General features: G+C 62.4%; 22 protein-coding genes. 16 read left to right on the top strand and 6 right to left on the bottom strand.

Annotated features, from left to right (window positions below; all coding sequences use genetic code 11):
• The first annotated feature begins 42 nt into the window (after positions 1-42).
• The 16 genes from V3H56_RS09930 to V3H56_RS09855 all read left to right on the top strand — a co-directional run bounded on the left by V3H56_RS09930 (position 43) and on the right by V3H56_RS09855 (position 19,025).
• On the top strand, positions 43-804 hold the full coding sequence (locus V3H56_RS09930; protein ID WP_042729783.1) for a secretin N-terminal domain-containing protein: 762 nt from the start codon (positions 43-45) through the stop codon (positions 802-804).
• A gap of 504 nt (positions 805-1,308) precedes the next feature.
• The gene (aceA, locus tag V3H56_RS09925; protein WP_041021072.1) at positions 1,309-2,634 is read left to right on the top strand and encodes an isocitrate lyase; all 1,326 of its coding nucleotides are present in this window, start codon (positions 1,309-1,311) and stop codon (positions 2,632-2,634) included.
• A 624-nt stretch (positions 2,635-3,258) separates the two neighbouring features.
• Positions 3,259-3,672, top strand: coding sequence for an NADH-quinone oxidoreductase subunit A (locus V3H56_RS09920; RefSeq protein WP_030141323.1), 414 nt, complete (start codon positions 3,259-3,261; stop codon positions 3,670-3,672).
• 10 nt (positions 3,673-3,682) lie between these two features.
• A complete protein-coding gene (locus V3H56_RS09915; protein WP_030141322.1) occupies positions 3,683-4,357 on the top strand; it encodes an NADH-quinone oxidoreductase subunit B in 675 nt (224 codons plus the stop codon).
• Between the two features lie 74 nt (positions 4,358-4,431).
• Positions 4,432-6,216 carry an NADH-quinone oxidoreductase subunit C/D gene (nuoC, locus tag V3H56_RS09910; protein WP_042729784.1) on the top strand — a complete coding sequence of 595 codons (1,785 nt, stop codon included), beginning with the start codon at positions 4,432-4,434 and terminating at the stop codon, positions 6,214-6,216.
• 2 nt (positions 6,217-6,218) lie between these two features.
• Positions 6,219-6,716 (top strand): NADH-quinone oxidoreductase subunit NuoE, encoded by a 498-nt coding sequence (gene nuoE / locus V3H56_RS09905; RefSeq protein WP_042729785.1) that lies wholly within the window; start codon positions 6,219-6,221, stop codon positions 6,714-6,716.
• Positions 6,713-8,071, top strand: a complete 1,359-nt coding sequence (nuoF, locus tag V3H56_RS09900; RefSeq protein ID WP_042729786.1) for an NADH-quinone oxidoreductase subunit NuoF — start codon at positions 6,713-6,715, stop codon at positions 8,069-8,071. Before nuoE ends, nuoF begins: the two co-directional genes overlap by 4 nt.
• A gap of 142 nt (positions 8,072-8,213) precedes the next feature.
• A complete protein-coding gene (gene nuoG / locus V3H56_RS09895; RefSeq protein WP_338474532.1) occupies positions 8,214-10,928 on the top strand; it encodes an NADH-quinone oxidoreductase subunit NuoG in 2,715 nt (904 codons plus the stop codon).
• The gene (gene nuoH, locus V3H56_RS09890; RefSeq protein ID WP_042729788.1) at positions 10,925-11,932 is read left to right on the top strand and encodes an NADH-quinone oxidoreductase subunit NuoH; all 1,008 of its coding nucleotides are present in this window, start codon (positions 10,925-10,927) and stop codon (positions 11,930-11,932) included. Before nuoG ends, nuoH begins: the two co-directional genes overlap by 4 nt.
• A gap of 11 nt (positions 11,933-11,943) precedes the next feature.
• Positions 11,944-12,492, top strand: a complete 549-nt coding sequence (gene nuoI / locus V3H56_RS09885; protein ID WP_003180051.1) for an NADH-quinone oxidoreductase subunit NuoI — start codon at positions 11,944-11,946, stop codon at positions 12,490-12,492.
• A 9-nt stretch (positions 12,493-12,501) separates the two neighbouring features.
• Positions 12,502-13,002, top strand: coding sequence for an NADH-quinone oxidoreductase subunit J (nuoJ, locus tag V3H56_RS09880; RefSeq protein ID WP_042729789.1), 501 nt, complete (start codon positions 12,502-12,504; stop codon positions 13,000-13,002).
• Between the two features lie 4 nt (positions 13,003-13,006).
• Positions 13,007-13,315, top strand: coding sequence for an NADH-quinone oxidoreductase subunit NuoK (nuoK, locus tag V3H56_RS09875; RefSeq protein ID WP_003180046.1), 309 nt, complete (start codon positions 13,007-13,009; stop codon positions 13,313-13,315).
• Positions 13,312-15,165: an NADH-quinone oxidoreductase subunit L gene (gene nuoL, locus V3H56_RS09870; RefSeq protein WP_047737220.1), complete on the top strand. Its 1,854-nt coding sequence runs from the start codon at positions 13,312-13,314 to the stop codon at positions 15,163-15,165. The genes nuoK and nuoL overlap by 4 nt, the downstream gene beginning before the upstream one ends.
• Before the next feature lie 39 nt (positions 15,166-15,204).
• Positions 15,205-16,737: an NADH-quinone oxidoreductase subunit M gene (gene nuoM / locus V3H56_RS09865; protein WP_042732421.1), complete on the top strand. Its 1,533-nt coding sequence runs from the start codon at positions 15,205-15,207 to the stop codon at positions 16,735-16,737.
• 7 nt (positions 16,738-16,744) lie between these two features.
• A complete protein-coding gene (nuoN, locus tag V3H56_RS09860; protein ID WP_042732422.1) occupies positions 16,745-18,208 on the top strand; it encodes an NADH-quinone oxidoreductase subunit NuoN in 1,464 nt (487 codons plus the stop codon).
• A 340-nt stretch (positions 18,209-18,548) separates the two neighbouring features.
• A complete protein-coding gene (locus V3H56_RS09855; RefSeq protein ID WP_042732423.1) occupies positions 18,549-19,025 on the top strand; it encodes a hemerythrin domain-containing protein in 477 nt (158 codons plus the stop codon).
• Between the two features lie 82 nt (positions 19,026-19,107).
• Here V3H56_RS09855 and V3H56_RS09850 read toward each other — a convergent pair whose 3' ends face one another.
• The 6 genes from V3H56_RS09850 to V3H56_RS09825 all read right to left on the bottom strand — a co-directional run bounded on the left by V3H56_RS09850 (position 19,108) and on the right by V3H56_RS09825 (position 24,980).
• Entirely contained in the window at positions 19,108-19,989 is an 882-nt protein-coding gene (locus V3H56_RS09850) for a LysR family transcriptional regulator (RefSeq protein WP_123578764.1), read from the bottom strand.
• A gap of 257 nt (positions 19,990-20,246) precedes the next feature.
• Positions 20,247-20,876 carry an isochorismate family cysteine hydrolase YcaC gene (ycaC, locus tag V3H56_RS09845; protein WP_047737223.1) on the bottom strand — a complete coding sequence of 210 codons (630 nt, stop codon included), beginning with the start codon at positions 20,874-20,876 and terminating at the stop codon, positions 20,247-20,249.
• 141 nt (positions 20,877-21,017) lie between these two features.
• Positions 21,018-22,856, bottom strand: a complete 1,839-nt coding sequence (locus V3H56_RS09840; protein WP_053150969.1) for an amidohydrolase — start codon at positions 22,854-22,856, stop codon at positions 21,018-21,020.
• Between the two features lie 156 nt (positions 22,857-23,012).
• Positions 23,013-23,630 carry an antibiotic biosynthesis monooxygenase gene (locus tag V3H56_RS09835; RefSeq protein WP_042729762.1) on the bottom strand — a complete coding sequence of 206 codons (618 nt, stop codon included), beginning with the start codon at positions 23,628-23,630 and terminating at the stop codon, positions 23,013-23,015.
• Positions 23,623-24,036 (bottom strand): DoxX family protein, encoded by a 414-nt coding sequence (locus tag V3H56_RS09830; protein WP_042729763.1) that lies wholly within the window; start codon positions 24,034-24,036, stop codon positions 23,623-23,625. The genes V3H56_RS09835 and V3H56_RS09830 overlap by 8 nt, the downstream gene beginning before the upstream one ends.
• Complete coding sequence (locus tag V3H56_RS09825; protein WP_047737226.1) at positions 24,033-24,980, bottom strand: LysR family transcriptional regulator; 948 nt, start codon at positions 24,978-24,980, stop codon at positions 24,033-24,035. Before V3H56_RS09825 ends, V3H56_RS09830 begins: the two co-directional genes overlap by 4 nt.
• Between the last annotated feature and the right edge of the window lie 170 nt (positions 24,981-25,150).

The raw sequence follows: 25,150 nt of genomic DNA, 5'->3' as shown, positions 1-25,150 counted from the left end.
ACAAACTGGCAATATCAAGCCTTTGTCCCGCGGAGAAATGGAATGTCCCTACGCACCCTCCTGACCACCCTGCTACTGGGGTGCAGCCTGTCTGTGATGGCCGACACGCAAATCGTCCCATTGAATTACCGAACCAGCGCCGACTTGCTGCCGGTGGCGCAGAATTTCATGGGCAAGGACGGCCAGGTCAGCGCCTATGGCAATCAACTGATCGTCAATGGCGAGCCCGGCAAGATCGAAGAACTGCGCCAGTTCCTGGCACAACTGGACACCGCCCCCAAGCGCCTGCTGATCACGGTCGACACCAACGAGAACAATCTGCAGGGTGACCAGGGCTATTCCATCAACGGCGCCGCCCCCAGCCAGACCCGCATCATCAACCGCAGCACCGCGAGCCGCGACGGCGGCGTGCAGCAGGTGCAGGCCAGCGAAGGCCAGCCGGCCCTGATCCAGGTGGGCCAGAGCGTGCCGTTCACCAGCAGCCAGAGCGACAACTACGGTCGCGTGCAGAGCCAGACCGAATACCGCAACGTCACCCAGGGTTTCTACGTCACCGCTAGCGTCACCGGCGAAACCGTTCACCTGAGCATCAGTACCAACCGTGACCGCATGAGCCAAGAACGTCCCGATGTAGTGAACGTGCAAAGTACCGACACAACCGTCAGCGGACGCCTGGGCGAATGGATCACCCTGGCCGGAGTGAATCGCCAGACCCAGGCCGATAAACAGGGGCTGACCCGCAGCTACTCGACCCAGGGCCGCGATGACATGATTTTGCGGGTCAAGGTCGACACCCTGAACTGAAGCACCAAAAACTGACTGATGAGTCGTATTAGACCAAAGATGTAGTGCTCAAAAAAAAGCACTACAAAACGTTTGACGAGCCAAAAAACCGAAGGCATGATGGCCTCGCTCCCGCTAATCAGGGGCCCTGGCAAGGGCCTTCGGGTCGACGCTTGCAACCACCCTGCGAGCCGATTCGTGTCTGTACCGCCCACAAGGTGTGTTTGACGAGGTTGCGACTGGAACGAAGTTGTCCCGAGGGACGGAAGCGTAACTAGGTAACCCGGCATCACTCTGAGTTCGTATAAAGGCCCACGACGCCCGCATGCGCCCGCAGTTCGCCCCTACCTGCTCACTTTCCCCTCGAGCCCATCGTTCATCCCGTCGCCGCCCCGCCTGAACCGACTTGTCCGCCCGGCCCCCTGGCCAGCGAGCAGCCTCCTTCGCCAATGACTGGCGCCGTAGGCACGCAGGACATTTGACCCAGACCGATTTTTTCTACACGACGCGACGAGGTTTATCTCCATGGCACTGACACGCGAACAGCAAATTGCAGCCCTTGAAAAAGACTGGGCTGAAAACCCGCGCTGGAAAGGCGTGAAGCGCAATTATTCCGCTGCTGACGTCGTCCGCCTGCGTGGCTCGGTTCAACCTGAGCACACCTTTGCAAAGATGGGCGCCGAGAAGCTGTGGAACCTGGTCACCCAGGGCGCCAAGCCATCCTTCCGTCCCGAGAAAGATTTCGTCAACTGCATGGGCGCCCTGACCGGCGGCCAGGCCGTTCAGCAAGTCAAGGCCGGCATCCAGGCGATCTACCTGTCGGGCTGGCAAGTGGCCGCGGACAACAACTCCGCCGAGTCGATGTACCCTGATCAGTCGCTGTACCCGGTGGACTCGGTGCCAACCGTGGTCAAGCGCATCAACAACTCGTTCCGTCGCGCCGACCAGATCCAGTGGAAAGCTGGCAAGAACCCGGGCGATGAAGGCTACATCGACTACTTCGCACCGATCGTGGCTGACGCCGAAGCCGGTTTCGGCGGCGTCCTGAACGCCTACGAACTGATGAAGAGCATGATCGAGGCAGGCGCCGCCGGCGTGCACTTCGAAGATCAGTTGGCCTCGGTGAAGAAATGCGGCCACATGGGCGGCAAGGTACTGGTTCCGACCCAGGAAGCCGTGCAGAAGCTGACCGCTGCCCGCCTGGCCGCCGACGTTGCCGGTGTACCGACCATCATCCTGGCCCGTACCGACGCCAACGCCGCTGACCTGCTGACCTCCGACTGCGACCCGTACGACCAGCCGTTCGTGACCGGCACCCGCACTCAGGAAGGCTTCTACAAGGTCCGCGCCGGCCTCGACCAGGCCATCGCCCGCGGCCTGGCCTACGCGCCGTACGCCGACCTGATCTGGTGCGAAACCGCCAAGCCGGACCTGGACGAAGCCCGTCGTTTCGCCGAAGCGATCAAGAAGGAATACCCGGACCAGATCCTGTCGTACAACTGCTCGCCTTCCTTCAACTGGAAGAAAAACCTGGACGACGCGACCATCGCCAAGTTCCAGCGCGAACTGTCCGCCATGGGCTACAAGCACCAGTTCATCACCCTGGCCGGCATTCACAACATGTGGCACAGCATGTTCAACCTGGCGCACGACTACGCCCGCAACGACATGACCGCCTACGTGAAGCTGCAAGAGCAGGAATTCGCTGACGCTGCCAAAGGCTACACCTTCGTGGCCCACCAGCAGGAAGTGGGCACTGGCTACTTCGACGACATGACCACCGTGATCCAGGGCGGCACCTCGTCGGTGACCGCGCTGACCGGTTCGACCGAAGAAGAACAGTTCCACTGATCCGCCTGAACGGCCCTTGCGGACCGAGTAAAAACTAACCGCAAGGCCTATATCTGACGCCCCGACCGGTTCGGGGCTTTTTTTCGCCTACGCTTCAAGGGGCGAAGCGCCCTTGTGGGAGCGGGCTTGCTCGTGAAGGCGACGCGCCAGGCAATGAATGCACAACTGACACACCGCTTTCGCGAGCAAGCCCGCTCCCATCAGAAACGAAAGAACCTTCAGAAAAATTGATCGAACGCAGTATCGGGCAGTCTGAAAAAGAGTAAAACGGCCGGCGCTGACAATTGCAGTCACTACCCTGTAAGAAAAGTACTCAGCTACTGCGCGGGCTTACTTGATGAAACGCCCGCACAAACAATAACAATTATCATTTAGGCGAACATCTCTTTGTTACAACCAACGCGAAATATTATTGAAGAATCAACGGCCAATGCCCATCCCACCGGGGCCGCGGGGCCTTGGAGGTGCGCTATGTCCTTATTCCAATAAATAATTTCGCTATAGGAATTTTACTTGCCCGGTGTTTAGCCATAAAATCACCGCGATTGATTGCTGCGACATATCGTCACTGCGTTATTTCTTTTCAAGCTCAGAGGCCCTTGCCCTCTGTTAAGGATTTCCAGCATGCCCGAAGCGACAGGACTCATGGCCCACAACTGGGGCTTTGCCATTTTCCTTCTGGGCGTCGTCGGCCTGTGTGCCTTCATGCTCGGCGTGTCGAGCCTGCTCGGGTCAAAAGCCTGGGGCCGCAGCAAAAACGAACCGTTCGAGTCCGGCATGCTACCTACCGGTGGCGCCCGCTTGCGGCTCTCAGCCAAATTCTATCTGGTCGCGATGCTCTTCGTGATCTTCGATATCGAAGCCCTCTTTCTCTTTGCATGGTCTGTGTCCGTCCGCGAAAGCGGCTGGACCGGATTCGTCGAAGCACTCGTTTTCATAGCAATTCTGTTGGCAGGTCTTGTCTACCTTTACCGGGTGGGGGCACTTGATTGGGCTCCGGAAGCTCGGCGCAAGCGGCAAGCGAAGCTGAAACAATGAGGCTTTGGCAATGCAATACAATCTCACCAGGATCGACCCCGATGCTCCTAACGAGCAGTATCCGATTGGCAAACGGGAAACCGTCGCCGATCCGTTAGAAGATCAAGTCCACAAGAACATCTTCATGGGCAAGCTCGAAGACGTGCTGAACAGCACGGTCAACTGGGGTCGCAAGAACTCCCTGTGGCCGTACAACTTCGGCCTTTCGTGCTGCTACGTGGAAATGACCACCGCCTTCACGGCGCCCCACGACATCGCGCGCTTCGGCGCCGAAGTGATCCGGGCCTCGCCGCGCCAGGCGGACTTCATGGTTATCGCCGGAACCTGCTTCATCAAGATGGCGCCGATCATCCAGCGTCTCTATGAGCAGATGCTCGAACCCAAGTGGGTGATCTCCATGGGTTCGTGCGCCAACTCCGGTGGCATGTACGACATCTATTCCGTCGTTCAAGGGGTGGACAAGTTCCTGCCCGTGGACGTCTACGTGCCTGGCTGCCCGCCTCGCCCTGAAGCTTTCCTGCAAGGCTTGATGCTGTTGCAGGAGTCGATTGGCCAGGAGCGTCGCCCACTGTCCTGGGTCGTTGGTGATCAAGGCGTTTATCGCGCCGAGATGCCGTCGCAAAAGGAACAGCGTCGCGAACAGCGTATCGCAGTCACCAACCTGCGCAGCCCCGACGAAGTCTGATCCAGCTCTGTTCCTCACAGTAGAAACGAGAACCTGGCTTCATTCTTTACGTTGACCGAAAGCGATAAATAACCATGACTACAGGCAGTGCTCTGTACATCCCGCCTTACAAGGCAGACGACCAGGATGTGGTCGTCGAACTGAACAACCGTTTTGGCGCCGACGCGTTCACCGTCCAGTCGACCCGCACCGGCATGCCGGTGCTGTGGGTTGCCCGCGCCCGACTCATCGAAGTCCTGACCTTCCTGCGCAACCTGCCCAAGCCGTACGTCATGCTCTATGACCTGCACGGCGTGGACGAGCGTCTGCGCACCAAGCGCCAGGGCCTGCCCGACGGCGTCGACTTCACCGTGTTCTACCACCTGCTGTCGATCGAGCGTAATAGTGACGTAATGATCAAGGTCGCCTTGTCCGAGAGCGACCTCAGCGTGCCGACCGTGACCGGTATCTGGCCGAACGCCAACTGGTACGAGCGTGAAGTGTGGGACATGTACGGGATCGACTTCCCCGGCCACCCGCACCTGTCGCGCATCATGATGCCGCCGACCTGGGAAGGTCACCCGCTGCGCAAGGACTTCCCGGCCCGGGCCACCGAGTTCGACCCCTTCAGCCTGTCGCTGGCCAAACAACAGCTCGAGGAAGAAGCCGCGCGCTTCAAGCCTGAAGACTGGGGCATGAAGCGTTCGGGCGCCAACGAGGACTACATGTTCCTCAACCTGGGTCCGAACCACCCTTCGGCCCACGGTGCGTTCCGCATCATCCTGCAACTGGACGGCGAAGAAATCGTCGACTGCGTCCCGGACATCGGCTACCACCACCGTGGCGCCGAGAAAATGGCCGAGCGCCAGTCCTGGCACAGCTACATCCCGTACACCGACCGCATCGATTATCTCGGCGGGGTGATGAACAACCTGCCGTACGTGCTCTCGGTCGAGAAGCTGGCCGGGATCAAGGTACCGGAGAAGGTCGACGTCATCCGCATCATGATGGCCGAGTTCTTCCGTATCACCAGCCACCTGCTGTTCCTGGGCACCTACATCCAGGACGTCGGCGCCATGACCCCGGTGTTCTTCACCTTCACCGACCGCCAGAAGGCTTACACGGTGATCGAAGCCATCACCGGTTTCCGCCTGCACCCGGCTTGGTACCGCATCGGTGGCGTCGCCCACGACCTGCCGCGCGGCTGGGAGAAGCTGGTCAAGGACTTCGTCGAATGGATGCCCAAGCGCCTGGACGAATACACCAAGGCTGCCCTGCAGAACAGCATCCTCAAGGGCCGGACCATCGGGGTCGCCGCGTACAACACCAAGGAAGCCCTGGAATGGGGCGTCACCGGTGCCGGCCTGCGTTCCACCGGTTGCGACTTCGACCTGCGCAAGGCACGCCCTTACTCCGGCTACGAGAACTTCGAATTCGAAGTCCCGCTGGCCGCCAACGGTGACGCCTACGACCGCTGCATGGTTCGCGTCGAGGAAATGCGCCAGAGCGTCAAGATCATCGACCAGTGCCTGCGCAACATGCCGGAAGGCCCGTACAAGGCGGATCACCCGCTGACCACGCCGCCGCCCAAGGAGCGCACGCTGCAGCATATCGAGACCTTGATCACGCACTTCCTGCAGGTTTCGTGGGGCCCGGTCATGCCGGCCAACGAGTCCTTCCAGATGATCGAAGCGACCAAGGGCATCAACAGTTATTACCTGACGAGCGACGGCGGCACCATGAGCTACCGTACCCGGATTCGCACCCCAAGCTACCCGCACCTGCAGCAGATCCCTTCGGTGATCAAAGGCAGCATGGTCGCGGACTTGATCGCGTACCTGGGTAGTATCGACTTCGTTATGGCCGACGTGGACCGCTAAGCATGAACAGCACGCTTATCCAGACAGACCGTTTCGCCCTCAGCGAAACCGAGCGCTCGGCCATCGAGCACGAGCTGCATCACTACGAAGACCCGCGCGCGGCGTCGATCGAAGCCTTGAAGATCGTCCAGAAGGAACGTGGCTGGGTGCCTGACGGCGCGCTCTACGCCATCGGCGAGATCCTCGGCATCCCGGCCAGCGATGTCGAGGGCGTCGCCACCTTCTACAGCCAGATCTTCCGCCAGCCGGTGGGCCGCCACATCATTCGCGTCTGCGACAGCATGGTCTGCTACATCGGCGGCCACGAGTCCGTGGTCAGCGAGATCCAGGGCAAGCTGGGCATCGGCCTGGGCCAGACCACCGCCGACGGCCGCTTCACGCTGTTGCCGGTGTGCTGCCTGGGCAACTGCGACAAGGCACCGGCGCTGATGATCGACGACGACACGTTCGGTGACGTCAAGCCTGAAGGCGTCGCCAAACTGCTGGAGGGCTACGTATGACCCTGACTTCCTTCGGGCCCGCCAACCGCATCCAGCGTTCGGCCGAAACCCATCCCCTGACCTGGCGCCTGCGCGACGACGGCGAAGCCGTGTGGCTGGACGAGTACCAGGCCAAGAACGGCTATGCCGCCGCGCGCAAGGCGTTCGCCGACATGGCCGCGGACGACATTGTCCAGACCGTGAAGGACTCCGGCCTCAAGGGCCGCGGTGGTGCGGGCTTCCCCACGGGCGTGAAGTGGGGCCTGATGCCCAAGGACGAATCCATCAATATCCGCTACCTGTTGTGCAACGCGGACGAGATGGAACCCAACACCTGGAAAGACCGCATGCTGATGGAGCAACTGCCCCATCTGCTGATCGAAGGCATGTTGATCAGTGCCCGCGCGCTGAAGACCTACCGCGGCTACATCTTCCTGCGTGGCGAATACACCACCGCCGCCAGGCACCTCAACCGTGCCGTGGAAGAAGCCAAGGCCGCGGGCCTGCTGGGCAAGAACATCCTGGGCAGCGGCTTCGATTTCGAGCTGTTCGTCCACACCGGTGCCGGGCGCTACATCTGCGGTGAAGAAACCGCGCTGATCAACTCCCTGGAAGGCCGCCGCGCCAACCCACGCTCCAAGCCGCCCTTCCCTGCCGCCGTGGGCGTGTGGGGCAAGCCGACCTGCGTGAACAACGTCGAGACGCTGTGCAACGTGCCGGCAATCATTGCCGACGGCGTGGACTGGTACAAATCCCTGGCCCGCGACGGCAGCGAAGACATGGGCACCAAGCTCATGGGCTTCTCCGGCCGAGTCAAGAACCCGGGCCTGTGGGAACTGCCATTCGGCGTCACCGCGCGCGAGCTGTTCGAGGACTACGCCGGCGGCATGCGCGACGGTTACACGCTCAAGTGCTGGCAGCCAGGCGGCGCCGGTACCGGCTTCCTGTTGCCGGAACACCTGGACGCACAAATGTACGCCGGCGGCATCGCCAAGGTGGGCACCCGGATGGGTACCGGCCTGGCCATGGCCGTGGACAACAGCGTCAACATGGTGTCGCTGCTGCGCAACATGGAGCAGTTCTTTGCCCGTGAATCCTGCGGCTTCTGCACCCCTTGCCGTGACGGCCTGCCGTGGAGCGTCAAGCTGCTGATGGCCATCGAGAACGGCCAAGGCCAGCCTGGCGACATCGAGACCCTGCTGGGCCTGGTGGGTTTCCTCGGCCCAGGCAAGACCTTCTGTGCTCACGCACCGGGTGCCGTGGAGCCGTTGGGCAGCGCAATCAAATACTTCCGCCCTGAATTCGAGGCAGGCATCGCGCCAACCCGCGCCGGTGACCTCAATCAGGTGGTCACGCCGACCATGGTCGGCGCGTAACGACGCTTTACCAGGCGAAGGGTCCGTGCCCTTCGCCTTTCGTCCGATGACGCCTTTTCACCGAGGCTGTTTGGATTCGGACGAACGACAAGATTCCATTAGCCACGCCCGCTGACACCGGGCCAACGAAGAACTTTGAACCATGGCCACTATCCACGTAGACGGCAAAGCGCTCGAAGTCGACGGGGCAGACAACCTGTTACAGGCATGTCTGTCGCTGGGCCTCGACATTCCTTATTTCTGCTGGCACCCCGCCCTTGGCAGCGTCGGCGCCTGTCGCCAGTGCGCAGTCAAGCAATACACCGACGAGAACGACACCCGTGGTCGGATCGTCATGTCCTGCATGACCCCCGCCACCGACAACACCTGGATCTCCATCGACGATGAAGAATCCAAGGCGTTTCGCGCCAGCGTCGTCGAATGGCTGATGACCAACCACCCGCACGACTGCCCGGTCTGTGAGGAAGGCGGTCACTGCCACCTGCAAGACATGACCGTGATGACCGGCCACAACGAGCGCCGTTATCGCTTCAAGAAACGCACCCACCAGAACCAGCAACTGGGCCCGTTCATTTCCCACGAGATGAACCGCTGCATCGCCTGCTACCGCTGCGTGCGTTTCTACAAGGACTACGCCGGCGGTACCGACCTGGGCGTGTTCGGCGCCCACGACAACGTGTACTTCGGACGCGTTGAAGACGGCACCCTAGAAAGCGAGTTCTCCGGCAACCTCACCGAGGTCTGCCCGACCGGCGTGTTCACCGACAAGACCCACTCCGAGCGCTACAACCGCAAGTGGGACATGCAGTTCTCGCCGAGCATCTGCCACGGCTGCTCCAGCGGTTGCAACATCTCCCCGGGCGAGCGCTACGGCGAACTGCGTCGCATCGAGAACCGCTACAACGGTTCGGTGAACCAGTACTTCCTCTGTGACCGCGGCCGTTTCGGCTACGGCTACGTCAACCGCACCGACCGTCCGCGCCAACCGCTGCTGGCGGGCGGCACCAAGCTGAGCCTGGACGAAGCACTGGACAAGGCCGCCGACCTGCTGCGCGGCCGCAACATCGTCGGCATCGGTTCGCCACGGGCCAGCCTGGAAAGCAACTACGCGTTGCGTGAACTGGTCGGTGCCGAACATTTCTACAGCGGTATCGAAGCCACCGAGCTGGAGCGCATCCGCCTGGTGCTGCAAGTGCTCAAGGACAGCCCGCTGCCCGTGCCGACGATGCGCGACATCGAAGACCACGACGCCGTATTCGTCCTTGGCGAAGACCTGACCCAGACCGCCGCGCGCATGGCCCTGGCCCTGCGCCAGTCGGTCAAGGGCAAGGCCGAGGACATGGCCGACGCCATGCGTGTGCAGCCTTGGCTCGACGCCGCCGTGAAGAACATCGGTCAGCACGCGCTGAACCCGCTGTTCATCGCCAGCCTCGCCGAAACCAAGCTCGACGACGTCGCCGAAGAATGCGTGCATGCCGCGCCTGACGACCTGGCCCGCATCGGCTTTGCCGTCGCTCACGCCCTGGACGCCACTGCACCGGCCGTCGAAGGCCTCGACAGCGAAGCCGCCGCACTGGTACAGCGCATCGCCGACGCCCTGCTGGCCGCCAAGCGTCCGTTGATCATTGCCGGCACGTCCTTGGGTTCCAAGGCGTTGATCGAAGCCGCCGCCAACATCGCCAAGGCCTTGAAGCTGCGCGAGAAGAACGGCTCCATCAGCCTGGTCGTGCCGGAAGCCAACAGCCTTGGCCTGGCCATGCTCGGTGGCGAGTCGGTGGATGCAGCCCTGCAAGCGGTGATCGACGGCAACGCCGACGCCATCGTGGTGCTGGAAAACGACCTCTACACCCGGACCGACAAGGCCCATGTGGACGCCGCCCTGAACGCCGCGAAAACAGTGATCGTCGCCGACCACCAGAAGACCGCCACCACCGACCGCGCCCACCTGGTGTTGCCGGCGGCGAGCTTTGCCGAAGGCGACGGCACCCTGGTCAGCCAGGAAGGTCGTGCCCAGCGCTTCTTCCAGGTCTTCGACCCGCAATACCTGGACGCCAGCATCCTGGTCCACGAAGGCTGGCGCTGGCTGCATGCCCTGCGCGCCACCCTGCTGAACCAGCCGATCGACTGGACCCAACTGGACCACGTCACCGCCGCCTGCGCGTCGAGCAGCCCGCAACTGGCCGCCATCGTCGACGCCGCGCCGTCCGCCGCGTTCCGCATCAAGGGCATGAAGCTGGCCCGTGAACCGCTGCGTTACTCCGGCCGCACGGCCATGCGCGCCAACATCAGCGTGCACGAACCGCGTACCCCGCAAGACCAGGACACCCCATTCGCCTTCTCCATGGAAGGTTACTCGGGCTCCGCCGAACCGCGCTCGCAAGTGCCGTTCGCCTGGTCGCCGGGCTGGAACTCGCCGCAAGCCTGGAACAAGTTCCAGGACGAGGTCGGCGGTCACCTGCGTGCCGGTGACCCGGGCAAGCGCCTGATCGAAAGCCAGGGCGATGGCCTCAGCTGGTTCGCCAGCGTGCCGCGCGCCTTCAACCCGGCACCAGGGACCTGGCAGGTCGTGCCGTTCCATCACCTGTTCGGCAGCGAAGAGAACTCTTCCAAGGCCGCACCGGTGCAGGAGCGCATCCCGGCCGCCTACGTGGCGCTGGCCAAGTCCGAAGCCGATCGCCTGGGCGTCAACGACGGGGCCCTGCTGAGCCTGAACGTGGCGGGCCAGACCCTGCGTCTGCCGCTGCGTATCAATGAAGCACTGGGCGCCGGCCTGGTGGCGCTGCCCGCCGGCCTGGCCGGCATCCCACCGGCGATATTCGGCAAAACCGTCGACGGTCTGCAGGAGGCAGCGCAATGAGCTGGTTCACCCCTGAAGTGATCGACGTGATCCTGACGGTCCTCAAGGCCATCGTGATCCTGCTGGCCGTGGTGGTCGCAGGTGCACTGTTGAGCTTCGTCGAACGTCGCCTGCTGGGCTGGTGGCAGGACCGCTACGGTCCGAACCGCGTCGGCCCGTTCGGCATGTTCCAGATCGCCGCCGACATGGTGAAAATGTTCTTCAAGGAAGACTGGACCCCGCCGTTTGCCGACAAGGTGATCTTCACCCTGGCACCGGTCGTGGCCATGAGCGCCTTGCTGATCGCCTTCGCGATCATCCCGATCACCCCGACCTGGGGCGTGGCGGACCTGAACATCGGCCTGCTGTTCTTCTTCGCCATGGCCGGCCTGTCGGTGTACGCGGTGCTGTTCGCCGGCTGGTCGAGCAACAACAAGTTCGCCCTGCTGGGCAGCCTGCGGGCCTCGGCCCAGACCGTGTCCTACGAAGTGTTCATGGGCCTGGCGCTCATGGGCATCGTGATCCAGGCCGGCTCGTTCAACATGCGTGACATCGTCGAGTACCAGGCGCAGAACCTGTGGTTCATCATTCCGCAGTTCTTCGGCTTCTGTACCTTCTTCATCGCCGGCGTGGCCGTGACTCACCGTCACCCCTTCGACCAGCCAGAAGCGGAACAGGAACTGGCCGACGGTTACCACATTGAATATGCCGGCATGAAATGGGGCATGTTCTTCGTCGGCGAGTACATCGGCATCATCCTGATCTCGGCGCTGCTGGTCACGCTGTTCTTCGGTGGCTGGCACGGTCCGTTCGGCATCCTGCCGCAATTGTCCTTCGTCTGGTTCGCCTTGAAGACCGCGTTCTTCATCATGCTGTTCGTCCTGCTGCGCGCCTCGATCCCGCGCCCACGCTACGACCAGGTGATGGACTTCAGCTGGAAATTCTGCCTGCCGCTGACCCTGATCAACATGCTGGTGACCGCTGCGATCGTTTTAATGAACGCGCCTGCGGCCGCGGTTCAGTGAGGATTTGACCCATGTTCAAATATATTGGCGACATCGTTAAGGGTACCGGTACCCAACTGCGAAGCCTGGTCATGATCTTCGGCCATGGCTTTCGCAAGCGCGACACCCTGCAATACCCCGAAGAGCCGGTCTACCTGGCTCCGCGTTATCGCGGCCGCATCGTCCTGACCCGTGATCCCGACGGCGAAGAGCGTTGCGTGGCGTGCAACCTGTGCGCCGTGGCCTGCCCGGTCGGTTGCATCTCGTTGCAGAAAGCTGAAACCGAAGACGGTCGCTGGTACCCGGACTTCTTCCGCATCAACTTCTCGCGCTGCATTTTCTGCGGCCTCTGCGAGGAAGCGTGCCCGACCACCGCGATCCAGCTCACGCCGGATTTCGAAATGGCCGAGTTCAAACGTCAGGACCTGGTGTACGAGAAAGAAGACTTGCTGATTTCCGGTCCCGGTAAAAACCCTGATTACAACTTCTATCGTGTTGCAGGTATGGCCATTGCCGGTAAGCCCAAAGGCGCCGCGCAGAACGAAGCCGAACCGATCAACGTGAAGAGCTTGCTGCCTTAAGGAAGAAAGATGGAATTCGCTTTCTATTTCGCATCGGGTATCGCGGTGGTGTCCACGCTTCGTGTGGTCACCAACACCAACCCCATCCATGCCCTGCTCTACCTGATCATTTCGCTGATCGCCGTGGCCATGACCTTCTTCGCCCTCGGCGCGCCGTTTGCCGGTGCGCTGGAAGTGATCGCCTACGCCGGCGCCATCATGGTGCTGTTCGTGTTCGTGGTGATGATGCTCAACCTGGGCCCCGCCTCGGTGCAGCAGGAGCGCTCCTGGCTCAAGCCCGGCATCTGGGCAGGACCGGTGATTCTCGCCGTCCTGCTGCTGGGGGAACTGCTGTACGTGCTGTTCGCCCACCAGAGCGGCCAGGCCATCGGCCACACCACCGTAGGTCCAAAGGCCGTGGGCATCAGCCTGTTCGGCCCATACCTGCTGGTGGTCGAACTCGCCTCGATGCTGCTGCTTGCCGCAGCCGTCACGGCGTTCCATTTGGGCCGTAACGAGGCGAAGGAGTAATCACATGCCTGCTATCCCTCTCGAGCATGGCCTGGCAGTCGCCGGCATCCTGTTCTGTCTCGGCCTGGTCGGCCTGATGGTCCGTCGCAACATCCTGTTCGTGCTGATGAGCCTGGAGGTCATGATGAACGCCTCTGCCCTGGCCTTCATCGTGGCAGGCGCTCGCTGGGCGCAACCGGATGGACAGATCATGTTCATCCTGGTGATCAGCCTGGCAGCCGCCGAGGCCAGTATCGGCCTGGCGATCCTGTTGCAACTGTATCGCCGCTTCCACACGCTCGATATCGACGCTGCCAGTGAGATGCGCGGATGAACATGATCTTTCTGACTTTCGTATTTCCCCTGATCGGTTTCCTGCTGCTGTCGTTCTCCCGGGGACGCCTCTCGGAAAACCTCTCGGCACTGATCGGTGTCGGCTCCATCGGCCTGTCGGCGATTGTCGCTGCCTACGTGATCTGGCAATTCAACGTCGCACCGCCTGAAGGCGGGCACTACACCCTGGTGCTGTGGCGCTGGATGGCGGTGGAAGGCTTCACGCCGAACTTCGCCCTGTACATCGACGGCCTGTCGATCACCATGCTCGGCGTCGTGGTTGGCGTGGGTTTCCTGATCCACCTGTTCGCGTCCTGGTACATGCGCGGTGAAGACGGCTACTCGCGTTTCTTCGCCTACACCAACCTGTTCATCGCCAGCATGCTGTTCCTGGTGCTCGGCGATAACCTGTTGTTCCTGTACTTCGGCTGGGAAGGCGTGGGCCTGTGCTCGTACCTGCTGATCGGTTTCTACTACACCAATCGCAACAACGGTAACGCGGCACTCAAGGCGTTCATCGTCACCCGCATCGGCGACGTGTTCATGGCCATCGGCCTGTTCATCCTGTTCCAGCAGCTGGGTACGCTGAATATCCAGGAACTGCTGGTCAAGGCCCCCGAGCACTTCAAGGTCGGCGATTTCTGGATCGTCCTGGCGACCCTGATGCTGCTGGGCGGCGCTGTCGGTAAATCGGCGCAACTGCCGCTGCAAACCTGGTTGGCGGATGCAATGGCCGGCCCTACCCCGGTCTCGGCACTGATCCACGCCGCAACCATGGTGACCGCGGGCGTCTACCTGATCGCCCGTACCCACGGCCTGTTCGCCTTGGCGCCAGACATCCTGCACCTGGTGGGCATCGTCGGTGGCGTAACCCTGGTACTGGCCGGCTTCGCCGCGCTGGTGCAGACCGACATCAAGCGTATCCTCGCCTACTCGACCATGAGCCAGATCGGCTACATGTTCCTGGCCCTGGGCGTCGGTGCCTGGGAAGGCGCGATCTTCCACCTGATGACCCACGCCTTCTTCAAGGCCCTGCTGTTCCTTGCTTCCGGTGCGGTAATCGTTGCCTGCCACCACGAGCAGAACATCTTCAAGATGGGTGGCCTGTGGAAGAAACTGCCGTTGGCCTACGCCAGCTTCATCGTTGGCGGCGCGGCCCTGGCGGCCCTGCCACTGGTCACCGCCGGTTTCTATTCCAAGGACGAGATCCTCTGGGAAGCGTTCGCCAGCGGTAACCAGGGCCTGCTCTATGCCGGCCTGGTGGGTGCGTTCATGACCTCGCTGTACACCTTCCGCCTGATCTTCATCGCGTTCCACGGTGAAGCCAAGACCGAAGCCCACGCCGGCCACGGCATTGCCCACTGGCTGCCATTGTCGGTGCTGATCGTGCTGTCGACCTTCGTCGGCGCCATGATCGCCCCGCCACTGCACGGCGTACTGCCGCAAAGCGTCGGCCATGCCGGCGGCGAAGCCAAGCACAGCCTGGAAATCGCCTCGGGCGCCATCGCCCTGGCCGGGATCCTGCTGGCCGCCCTGCTGTTCCTGGGCAAGCGTCGTTTCGTCACCGCCATCGCCAACAGCGGCCTGGGCCGTGTCCTTTCGGCCTGGTGGTTCGCCGCCTGGGGCTTCGACTGGATCTACGACAAACTGTTCGTCAAGCCATACCTTGCGATCAGCCACATTCTGCGCAAAGACCCGCTCGACCAGACCATTGGCCTGATCCCGCGCATGGCCAAGGGCGGCCACACCGCCCTGAGCCGTACCGAGACCGGTCAACTGCGTTGGTATGCGGCTTCCATGGCGGCTGGCGCCGTGCTGGTTATCGGCGCCATCGTGCTGGTAGCGGTCTGATATGAACCTTGCGAACTTGCGAAAGGAAACGAGCCCGTCATGATTCTGCCCTGGCTAATCCTGATCCCCTTCATCGGCGGCCTGTTGTGCTGGATCGCGGAGCGCTCCAGCTCCACGCTCCCGCGCTGGATTGCGCTGCTGACCATGTCCCTGGAACTCGCGCTCGGCCTCTGGCTGTGGGCGACCGGCGACTTCACATTTGCCCCGGCGCCTGGCGCCGAGCCGACCTGGGCGCTTGAATTCAAGCACCTGTGGATCGCGCGCTTCGGCATCAGCGTGCACCTGGCCCTCGACGGCCTGTCGCTGCTGATGATCCTGCTGACCGGCCTGCTGGGTATCCTCTCGGTGCTCTGCTCCTGGAAAGAGATCCAGCGTCACGTCGGCTTCTTCCACCTGAACCTGATGTGGATCCTGGGCGGTGTCGTCGGCGTGTTCCTGGCGCTGGACCTGTTCATGTTCTTCTTCTTCTGGGAAATGATGCTGGTGCCGATGTACTTCCTAATCGCGCTCTGGGGTCACAGTTCCTCGGACGGCAAGAAGACCCGGATCTACGCGGCGACCAAGTTCTTCATCTTCACCCAGGCGTCCGGCCTGATCATGTTGGTGGCGATCCTTGGCCTGGTGCTGGTCAACTTCAACAACACCGGCGTGATCACCTTCAACTACGCCGACCTGTTGAAAGTGCAGATGTCGCGCACCACCGAGTACGTGCTGATGCTGGGCTTCTTCATCGCGTTCGCGGTGAAGCTGCCGGTGGTGCCATTCCACTCCTGGCTGCCCGACGCCCACGCCCAGGCGCCGACCGCCGGTTCCGTGGACCTGGCCGGTATCTTGCTCAAGACCGCGGCCTACGGCCTGCTGCGCTTTGCCCTGCCGATGTTCCCCAACGCCTCGGCCGAGTTCGCGCCCATCGCCATGACCCTGGGCCTGATCGGGATTTTCTACGGTGCGTTCCTGGCGTTCGCCCAGACCGACATCAAGCGCCTGATCGCCTTCTCCAGCGTCTCGCACATGGGCTTCGTGCTGATCGGTATCTACTCCGGCAGCCAGCTGGCCCTGCAAGGCGCGGTGATCCAGATGCTCGCCCACGGCCTGTCGGCGGCGGCGCTGTTTATCCTCAGCGGCCAGTTGTACGAGCGCCTGCACACCCGCGACATGCGCGAGATGGGCGGCGTCTGGTCGCGCATCGCCTACCTGCCGGCCATCAGCCTGTTCTTCGCGGCCGCCTCCCTGGGCCTGCCGGGTACCGGCAACTTCGTCGGCGAGTTCCTGATCCTGATCGGCTCGTTCGTCAGTGCCCCATGGATCACGGCCATCGCCACGTCCGGCCTGGTGTTCGGTTCGGTCTACTCGCTGATCATGATCCACCGCGCCTACTTCGGTCCGGCCAAGTCGGATGAAGTGCTGCGCGGCATGGACGCTCGCGAACTGATCATGGTGCTTGGCCTTGCGGTGCTGCTGGTATACCTCGGCGTTTCCCCGCAACCGTTCCTCGACACCTCTGCCGCCACGATGCATGGCGTGCAGCAGTGGCTCGGCACCGCCTTCTCTCAACTCGCTTCGGCCCGGTAAGAGCGCTATGGAATTCACGATTCAACACTTTATCGCGCTTGCGCCGCTGTTGATCACCAGCGCCACGATCATCGTGGTGATGCTGGCGATCGCCTGGCGGCGCAATCACTCACAGACCTTCCTGCTGTCGGTGGCGGGGCTGAACCTGGCCCTGCTGTCGATCCTGCCGGCCCTGAAAGTCGCGCCCCTGGTGGTCACGCCGCTGATCCAGATCGACAGCTTCGCCTGCCTGTACATGGCGTTGATCCTGGTCGCCACCCTCGCCTGCGTCACCCTCGCCCACGCCTACCTCGGCGATGGCGGTTCGGGTTACCCGGGCAACCGCGAAGAACTGTACCTGCTGATCCTGATGGCCGCCGCCGGTGGCCTGGTCCTGGTCAGCGCGCAGCACCTGGCCAGCCTGTTCATCGGCCTGGAACTGCTGTCGGTACCGGTCTACGGCCTGGTGGCCTACGCCTTCTTCAACAAGCGCTCCCTGGAAGCCGGCATCAAGTACATGGTGCTGTCGGCGGCCGGTTCCGCGTTCCTGTTGTTCGGCATGGCGCTGCTCTACGCAGAAGCCGGCACCCTGAGCTTCGTCGGTATCGGCCAGGCCCTGGCGGCCACCGGCCTGCCAAGCCCGATCGCGCAACTGGGCCTGGGCATGATGTTGATCGGCCTGGCGTTCAAGCTGTCACTGGTGCCCTTCCACCTCTGGACCCCGGACGTCTACGAAGGCGCCCCGGCACCGGTGGCGGCGTTCCTGGCCACCGCGTCGAAAGTGGCGGTGTTCGCGGTGATGGTTCGCCTGTTCCAGATCTCCCCGGTGGCCAGCAGCGGCGTGCTGAACGACGTGCTGACGATCATTGCCATCGTGTCGATCCTGTTCGGTAACCTGCTGGCACTGACCCAGAGCAACCTCAAGCGCCTGCTGGGTTACTCGTCCATCGCCCACTTCGGCTACCTGCTGATCGCGTTGATCGCCAGCAAGGGCCTGGCGGTGGAAGCCATTGGCGTGTACCTGGTCACCTACGTCATCACCAGCCTCGGCGCGTTCGGCGTGATCACCCTGATGTCCTCGCCATACAACGGCCGCGACGCCGACGCCCTGTACGAATACCGTGGCCTGTTCTGGCGCCGTCCGTACCTGACCGCCGTACTGACCGTGATGATGCTGTCCCTGGCCGGCATTCCGCTGACCGCCGGCTTCATCGGCAAGTTCTACATCATCGCCACCGGCGTCGAGGCGCACCAATGGTGGCTGGTCGGCTCCCTGGTGCTGGGCAGTGCCATCGGCGTGTTCTACTACCTGCGCGTCATGGTCACCCTGTACCTGATGGAACCGAACCTGCGTCGCCACGACGCCGAGCTGCACTGGGAGCAGAAGGCAGGCGGCGTGATGCTGCTGGCTATCGCCGTACTGGCGTTCTTCCTGGGCGTGTACCCACAACCGTTGCTGACCCTGGTCCAGCAAGCGGGCCTGGTGGGCTGATCGCCTCGGCAGCACCGCTGTGAAAAAACCCGTATCGCGAGATACGGGTTTTTTTATGGCTGGGTTCTGAAGAATGACAAATCGTGGCGAGGGAGCAAGCTCCCTCGCCACGGGCCAGGTGTGTCAACAGGAGCTTTTAGCCGCGCGTCAGCGCAAAGTGCAACGAGCTTTTACCCCGGGTCTTGCAGCTTGCACGAAGCCGGAACTTACCACTCATCCAACTCTTTGTTTTACCTGTACTTTTTTATAAGCGCTGGCTGGCATGGCTGATGCAATTTACCCCATACGCGGCGTCGGCGCTTGAAGCCTACCCGCAACCGTGAATTGCCAGGAGCTACTTATGAACGCCATCGACCTTTTGAAAGCCGACCATGAACGCGTGAAAGCGATTCTGACCCAACTGAGCGAATCCACTGATCGCGCCATCAAGAAACGCACCGATCTGTTGGCGAAACTGGAAATGGAAGTGACCATCCACACCCGTCTGGAAGAAGAGATCCTGTATCCGGCTTTCAAGCAAGCGGGTGGCAAGGACGAAGCGGAAATGTATTACGAGGCCAAGGAAGAGCATCGCACCGTCGACTCGCTGGTGCTGCCGGACCTGAAAGCCACCGATCCATCCCAGCCTGAATTCGCCGGTCGGGTGAAGGTGGTCAAGGAACTGCTCGAACACCACATCGAAGAGGAAGAAAAGGAGATGTTCCCCCAGGCCAAGAAAGTCTTGGGCAAGGCCAAGCTGGATGCCTTGGGTGCGGAAATGGAAACCATGAAAGCGCAGTACAAAAAGGAACTGGGCAGCGCCAACCTCGCCGCCTGATCCTTGCCTCGAGTGCTTCAGCCGTCTCCGGACGGCTGAACGTCGTTATGGGGTCCTGTACTAACCGATCCAGCCCCGTGCGTCACGGCTGCATCTGTTCGCGCAGAAACTCCACCAGCGCCTGTACCGGGCGCGAGCCCTGCCGATGTTGCGGGTAAACCGCCGACAGCGTCAGTGGCTCGGTCTCGTAACCCTCCAGCACCCGGGTCAATCGACCGTCCTTCAGTGCATCGCCGAGAATGAAGGTGGGCAGGTAGGTGATGCCCATGCCGGCAATGGCGGCGTCCCGAAGCAGGTCACCGTTGTTGGCCCGCATGCGTCCGGTGACATCCAGGGACAAAGGTTTGCCACGTCCTTCGAAGCGCCATTGGACTTGCCGGCTGTGACCATAAGGCAGGCAATCGTGATTGCGCAGGTCTTCAGGTCGCTCGGGCGTACCGCGTTCTGCCAGGTAGGCCGGGCTGGCGCAATACAGCCGCTCGATGCTGGCGATACGCCGGGCAATCAGCGTCGAGTCCTCCAGCACGCCAATGCGCAACGCCAGATCGTAGCCCTCCCCCAGCAGATCCACCGAGCGGTCGCTCAAATCCACTTCGACGCTGACGTCGGGGTAGCGTTGCAGGAACACCGGCAGCAGGCTCCCCAGGTGCGCCACGGCGAACGACAGCGGCGCGCTGAGGCGAATGGTGCCGCGGGGCGCGTCGGTCTGGCCGCTGATGCCCTGCTCCACCTCTTCGATTTCACTGAGCAGGCGCAATGCTGATTCGTAATAACGCTGGCCCAAGGGGGTAATGTCCAGGCGCCGCGTCGAACGATTGAGCAGGCGCACGCCCAGACGCTGCTCCAGCGCCATCAGCTTGCGGCTGACGAACTGCTTGGACAGCCCGAGCTTGTCCGCCGCCGCGGTAAAGCTGCCCGACTCCATGACCTGGACGAAAATGCGCATGTCTTCGAAGGGGTTCATTGGGGATCCGTGGGTGAATAATCAAGAACTTTATAAAGGTGTTCAGGGTGAACTCAACCCTGTGGTGAGGGGATTTATCCCCGTTGTGCTGCGCAGCAGACCTGATTACTGACTCCGGTAAACAGTCTGACACACCAGGTGATCAACTTTGGGGCTGCTACGCAGCCCAACGGGGATAAATCCCCTCGCCACAGGTTTTCGCCAGGCAAAAAGATGCCCGCACGATGGCGGGCATCCGTTTAGCCTGTGAGCTCAGCTTACTTGGCGGTCAGTGCCGAGTAGCTGTTCATCAGGTTGCGGTAGTTCGGAATGCGCTGGGACAACAGGTTGCCCAGGCCTTCGATGTCGTTGCGCCAGTCGCGGTGCAGTTCGCAGGCCACCGAGAACCAGTTCATCATTTGCGCGCCAGCGGCGGTCATGCGGACCCAGGCGGCTTGTTGCACGGTTTCGTTAAAGGTGCCCGAAGCGTCGGTGACGACGAACACGTCAAAACCTTCAGCCAATGCCGACAGGGTCGGGAACGCTACGCAGACGTCGGTCACCACGCCAGCGATGATCAGTTGCTTGCGGCCGGTGGCCTTGATCGCCTTGACGAAGTCTTCGTTGTCCCAGGCGTTGATCTGGCCTGGACGCGGGATGTACGGCGCGTCCGGGAACATTTCCTTGAGTTCCGGCACGATCGGGCCGTTCGGACCTTTTTCGAAACTGGTGGTCAGGATGGTCGGCAGTTCGAAGAACTTCGCCAGGTCAGCCAGGGCCAGCACGTTGTTCTTGAACTCGTTGGGCGAAAAGTCCTGGACCAGAGAGATCAGGCCAGTCTGGTGATCGACCAGCAGGACCACAGCGTCGTCTTTGTTCAGGCGGTTGTAGCTGGGAACATTGCTCATGGGATGACTCCTTTGGATGGATGTTACAAGTCCTGTGGGAGCGGGCTTGCTCGCGAATGCGTCGGCACATCCGACGACGTCGCAAGCTGACACACCGCTTTCGCGAGCAAGCCCGCTCCCACAGGGGGATGTTGGTGTTCGTCAGAACGCGAAGCAGGAACAGCCGAACGCGCCCCAGAAGCCTTGGAAATCGCTGACCGGAACGTTCGACAGGCGTGCCCGTTCATGGCTGTGGGCGTGCACCGTGCACGGCCCGCTGCACTGGTGGACTTGCGCCTGCAACGGCGAGCTCGGGCGCCAGTGACCAGGGACCTTGACCACTGGCGACCAGTCCGGCAGCACCGGAACGCTGGCCGGGCCGAGCTTCTCGAAATCGCCGGCGGCGTAGACCACCTTGCCACCCACCACCGTCAGCACGGACTCGATCCACTTGATGGCTTCTTCCTCGACGCTGAAGAAGTCCGCGCTCAGGGCTGCCACGTCCGCCAGCTGGCCGACCTTGATCTGGCCTTTCTTGCCCTGCTCCGAGGAGAACCAGGCGCTGCCGTGGGTGAACAGTTCCAGGGCGGTCAGGCGCGGCAGACCTTCTTCGTGCAATGCCAGGCCGCCGACGGTGCGGCCGCTGACCATCCAGTACAGCGAGGTCCACGGGTTGTAGCTCGACACCCGGGTGGCGTCGGTGCCGGCGCCGACCGGCACGCCTTCGGCCAGCATGCGCTTGATCGGCGGCGTGGCTTCGGCGGCCTTGGCGCCGTAGCGGTCCACGAAGTACTCACCCTGGAAGGCCATGCGGTCCTGGATGGCGATGCCGCCGCCCAGCGCGCGGACCCGCTCGATGTTCTGCGGGGTAATGGTCTCGGCGTGGTCGAAGAACCACGGCAGGCCGTTGAACGGGATGTCGCGGTTGACCTTCTCGAACACATCGAGCATGCGGCTGATGGATTCGTTATAGGTGGCGTGCAGGCGGAACGGCCAGCGCTGTTCCACCAGGTGCCGGACCACCGGTTCCAGGTCTTGCTCCATGCTCGCCGGCAGGTCCGGACGCGGTTCGAGGAAGTCCTCGAAGTCGGCCGCCGAGAACACCAGCATTTCGCCGGCGCCGTTATGCCGCAGGAAGTCGTCGCCCTGGTGCAGCTTGACGCTGCCGGTCCAGTTCTTGAAGTCGCTGAGCTCTTCCTTGGGTTTCTGGGTGAACAGGTTGTAGGCGATGCGCACCGTCAACTGCTGTTCCCGGGCCAACTGCTCGATCACGGCGTAATCGTCCGGGTAGTTCTGGAAACCACCGCCGGCATCGATGGCGCTGGTCAGCCCGAGGCGATTGAGTTCACGCATGAACTGGCGGGTGGAGTTGACCTGGTACTCCAGCGGCAACTTCGGTCCCTTGGCCAGGGTCGAGTAGAGGATCATCGCGTTAGGTCGCGCCACCAGCATGCCGGTCGGCTCGCCGTTGCTATCACGCACGATCTCGCCGCCGGGCGGGTTCGGCGTGTCGCGGGTGTAGCCGGCCACGCGCAGTGCGGCGCGGTTGAGCAAGGCGCGGTCATACAGGTGCAGGACGAACACCGGGGTGTCCGGGGCCGCCTGGTTGAGTTCTTCCAGGGTCGGCATGCGTTTTTCGGCGAACTGGAATTCGTTCCAGCCGCCCACCACACGCACCCATTGAGGCGTCGGCGTGCGGTCGGCCTGGTCCTTGAGCATGCGCAGAGCATCGGCCAGGGACGGCACGCCTTCCCAGCGCAGTTCCAGGTTGTAGTTCAAGCCACCCCGGATCAGGTGCAGGTGCGAGTCATTGAGCCCGGGGATGACGGTGCGGCCCTTGAGGTCGATGACCTGGGTGCCGCTGCCGCGCAGGGCCATGGCTTCGGCGTCGGTGCCCACGGCAACGAATTTGCCCTGGCTGATCGCCACGGCGCTGGCCCGGGGGTTTTCCCGGTCGACGGTGTGGAACTGGCCATTGAACAGAATCAGATCGGCGTTCATAGGGTTTTCCTTCAACGATCAAAAAATGAATACCGTGGCGAGGGAGCTTGCTCCCGCTGGGTGGCGCAGCCACCCCAAAAAACTCAGGGCCGCTTCGCGCCCCAGCGGGAGCAAGCTCCCTCGCCACACAAGCCTTCCTCGCTACAACGGTGTCAGCTAAGGCTCCAAATGCTCATGCGCCTTCGAAGCCTCCATCCACGGTGCGAACAGACGGGTCGCCAGCGGCATGCATACGTAGCAGACCGAAAGCACGATGGTCAGGGTGATCAGGAACGTCGCGACCACGTAGTTGGAAAGAATCGCGTGGAGCTGCAGCACGGGCCCCCAGATCAGCGGCACCAGCAAGGTGTGCGGCAGGATCACCAGCAAGGTCACCACGGCCTGCTTCCAGCGCGGTGGCGGTGTGGCGGCGTCCGCCAGCGGGGTGAACCAGAACTCCTTGTGGGACGCGACTTCGGTCTGGTCGCCATCGGCCAGCAACGGCGCCGCCTCTTGCACCAACTCGCTGCGCTCGGGCGAATCCAGCCAGCGCTGCAAGGCCTCGGTGGAACAGAAGCGCAGCACGCAGGTGAACAGCGACAGGCCGTCCTGCTTGCCTCGCACCACGTCTACCCCCAAGTGCCCTGGCCAGCCACCGGCGACGCGCACGATGCGCCGCAGCCAGGCCTCGTAGGCCGCGTCCTGGCCGGCCTTGATCCGGTGCTTGACCACCAGGGTGACGATTTCGTCGACGCCAGGCTTGGCCTTGGGCTCAACGGTTTGCAGTTCAGACATGACGAAGCACTCCAACAAAGCGCGTGTTCATCGCCAGGCGGCCAGGGCCGGCGATGAAGACGCTGGTAAATACAATCAGCAGCAACCAACCGAACTGCCCTTCTTCCAGGCTCCACTGCGGGTGCACCACCAGCAGCGCCACGGCCAGCAAAAACAGGATTGGCAGGCAGGCCAGGCGCACCAGCACGCCGGCCATGATCAGCAGCGGGCACACCACTTCGGCGAAGATCGCCAGGATCAGCGTGGGCGCCGCGCCAAGGTGAAACGGGTCTTCGATGCGGGTCAGTTCGGCGCTGTAGTGCAACAGCTTCGGCAACCCATGGACCCACAGCAAAAACAGCGCGCCACTGAGGCGCAGGAACAGCAAGCCCAGATCCTGCATCGGGCGTTCATCGGTGATGTTCATCGGTGGGCTCCGTCCGAATCTGCGTAAGCCGCGGCCGGCAACGGTTGGGACATGTGGGTGGCAATGCGCGAGCGCAGCCAGCGCTCGGCGGGGTCGTTGTCATGCACGCCGCTCCAGACCATCGACAGTTCCGCCGCGTTGATCTCGAACGGTGGGTCCTCGGCCCGCAGCGCGCAGCCTTCGACCAGGGCACAGGCGGCATAGTCGGGCACGGTGGCGATCAGCTCGGTGCCTGCCAGCAAGGCGCGCAAGCCACTGAACTGTGGCACCCCGAGCACCACCTTGCGGGTCCGGCCGATGCGGGCCAGGTCCAGGTCGATGTTGCCGCTCAGGTCGCCCGAAAACGACACCATGGCGTGGGGCCTTGCGCAGTACTCATCCAGGGTCAGTGGCCCTGGGCGATTGTCGCCGCGCAAGACCTTGCAGGGGATGTCCCGCAGCTTCTTGCGCTTGGCATTGGCCGGCAAATCGGTGGTATAGCTGACGCCCACGCTGATTTCGCCACTGCCCAGCAACGACGACATCAGCAGATAGTTGGCCCGACGCACCACCACGATGATGCCCGGCGCTTCTTCACGCAGTTGGCTGAGCAAGGGTGGAAACAGACCGAACTCGGCATCGTCCGACAGGCCAATGCGAAACACATCGCAACTGGTGGACGGGTCGAACGCCTTGGCCCGGCTGACCGCGCCGGAAATCGTGTCCATGGCCGGTTGCAGTTCCCGCAGAATGGCCAGGGCCCGAGGCGTCGGCTCCATGCCACGACCGTGGCGGATCAGCAACGGGTCGTCGAACAGATCCCGCAGCCGCCCCAACGCCGCGCTCACCGCCGGCTGGCCCATGAACAGCTTTTCGGCGACGCGGGTCAGGTTCTTTTCGAACATCAGCGCCTCGAAGATCACCAGCAGGTTCATGTCGAGACGGCGTAAATCGTTGCGGTTCATTGGGTTATTTGATCCTGTTGAATGGCCAGGGATGGGTGAAGTCCCTGTGGGAGCGAGCTTGCTCGCGAAGGCGTACCGACCTTCAACATCCTCGTCGACTGACCCTGCGCTTTCGCGAGCAAGCTCGCTCCCACATTAGGTTTTGTGGCTTGCCCCAAGCATCAGGGCAG

The organism is Pseudomonas sp. MS646, from assembly GCF_036693845.1.
Lineage (GTDB): Bacteria > Pseudomonadota > Gammaproteobacteria > Pseudomonadales > Pseudomonadaceae > Aquipseudomonas > Aquipseudomonas chlororaphis_E.
Note: the sequence above shows the minus strand (reverse complement) of the source record. Positions and strands in the feature narration are given on the sequence as shown.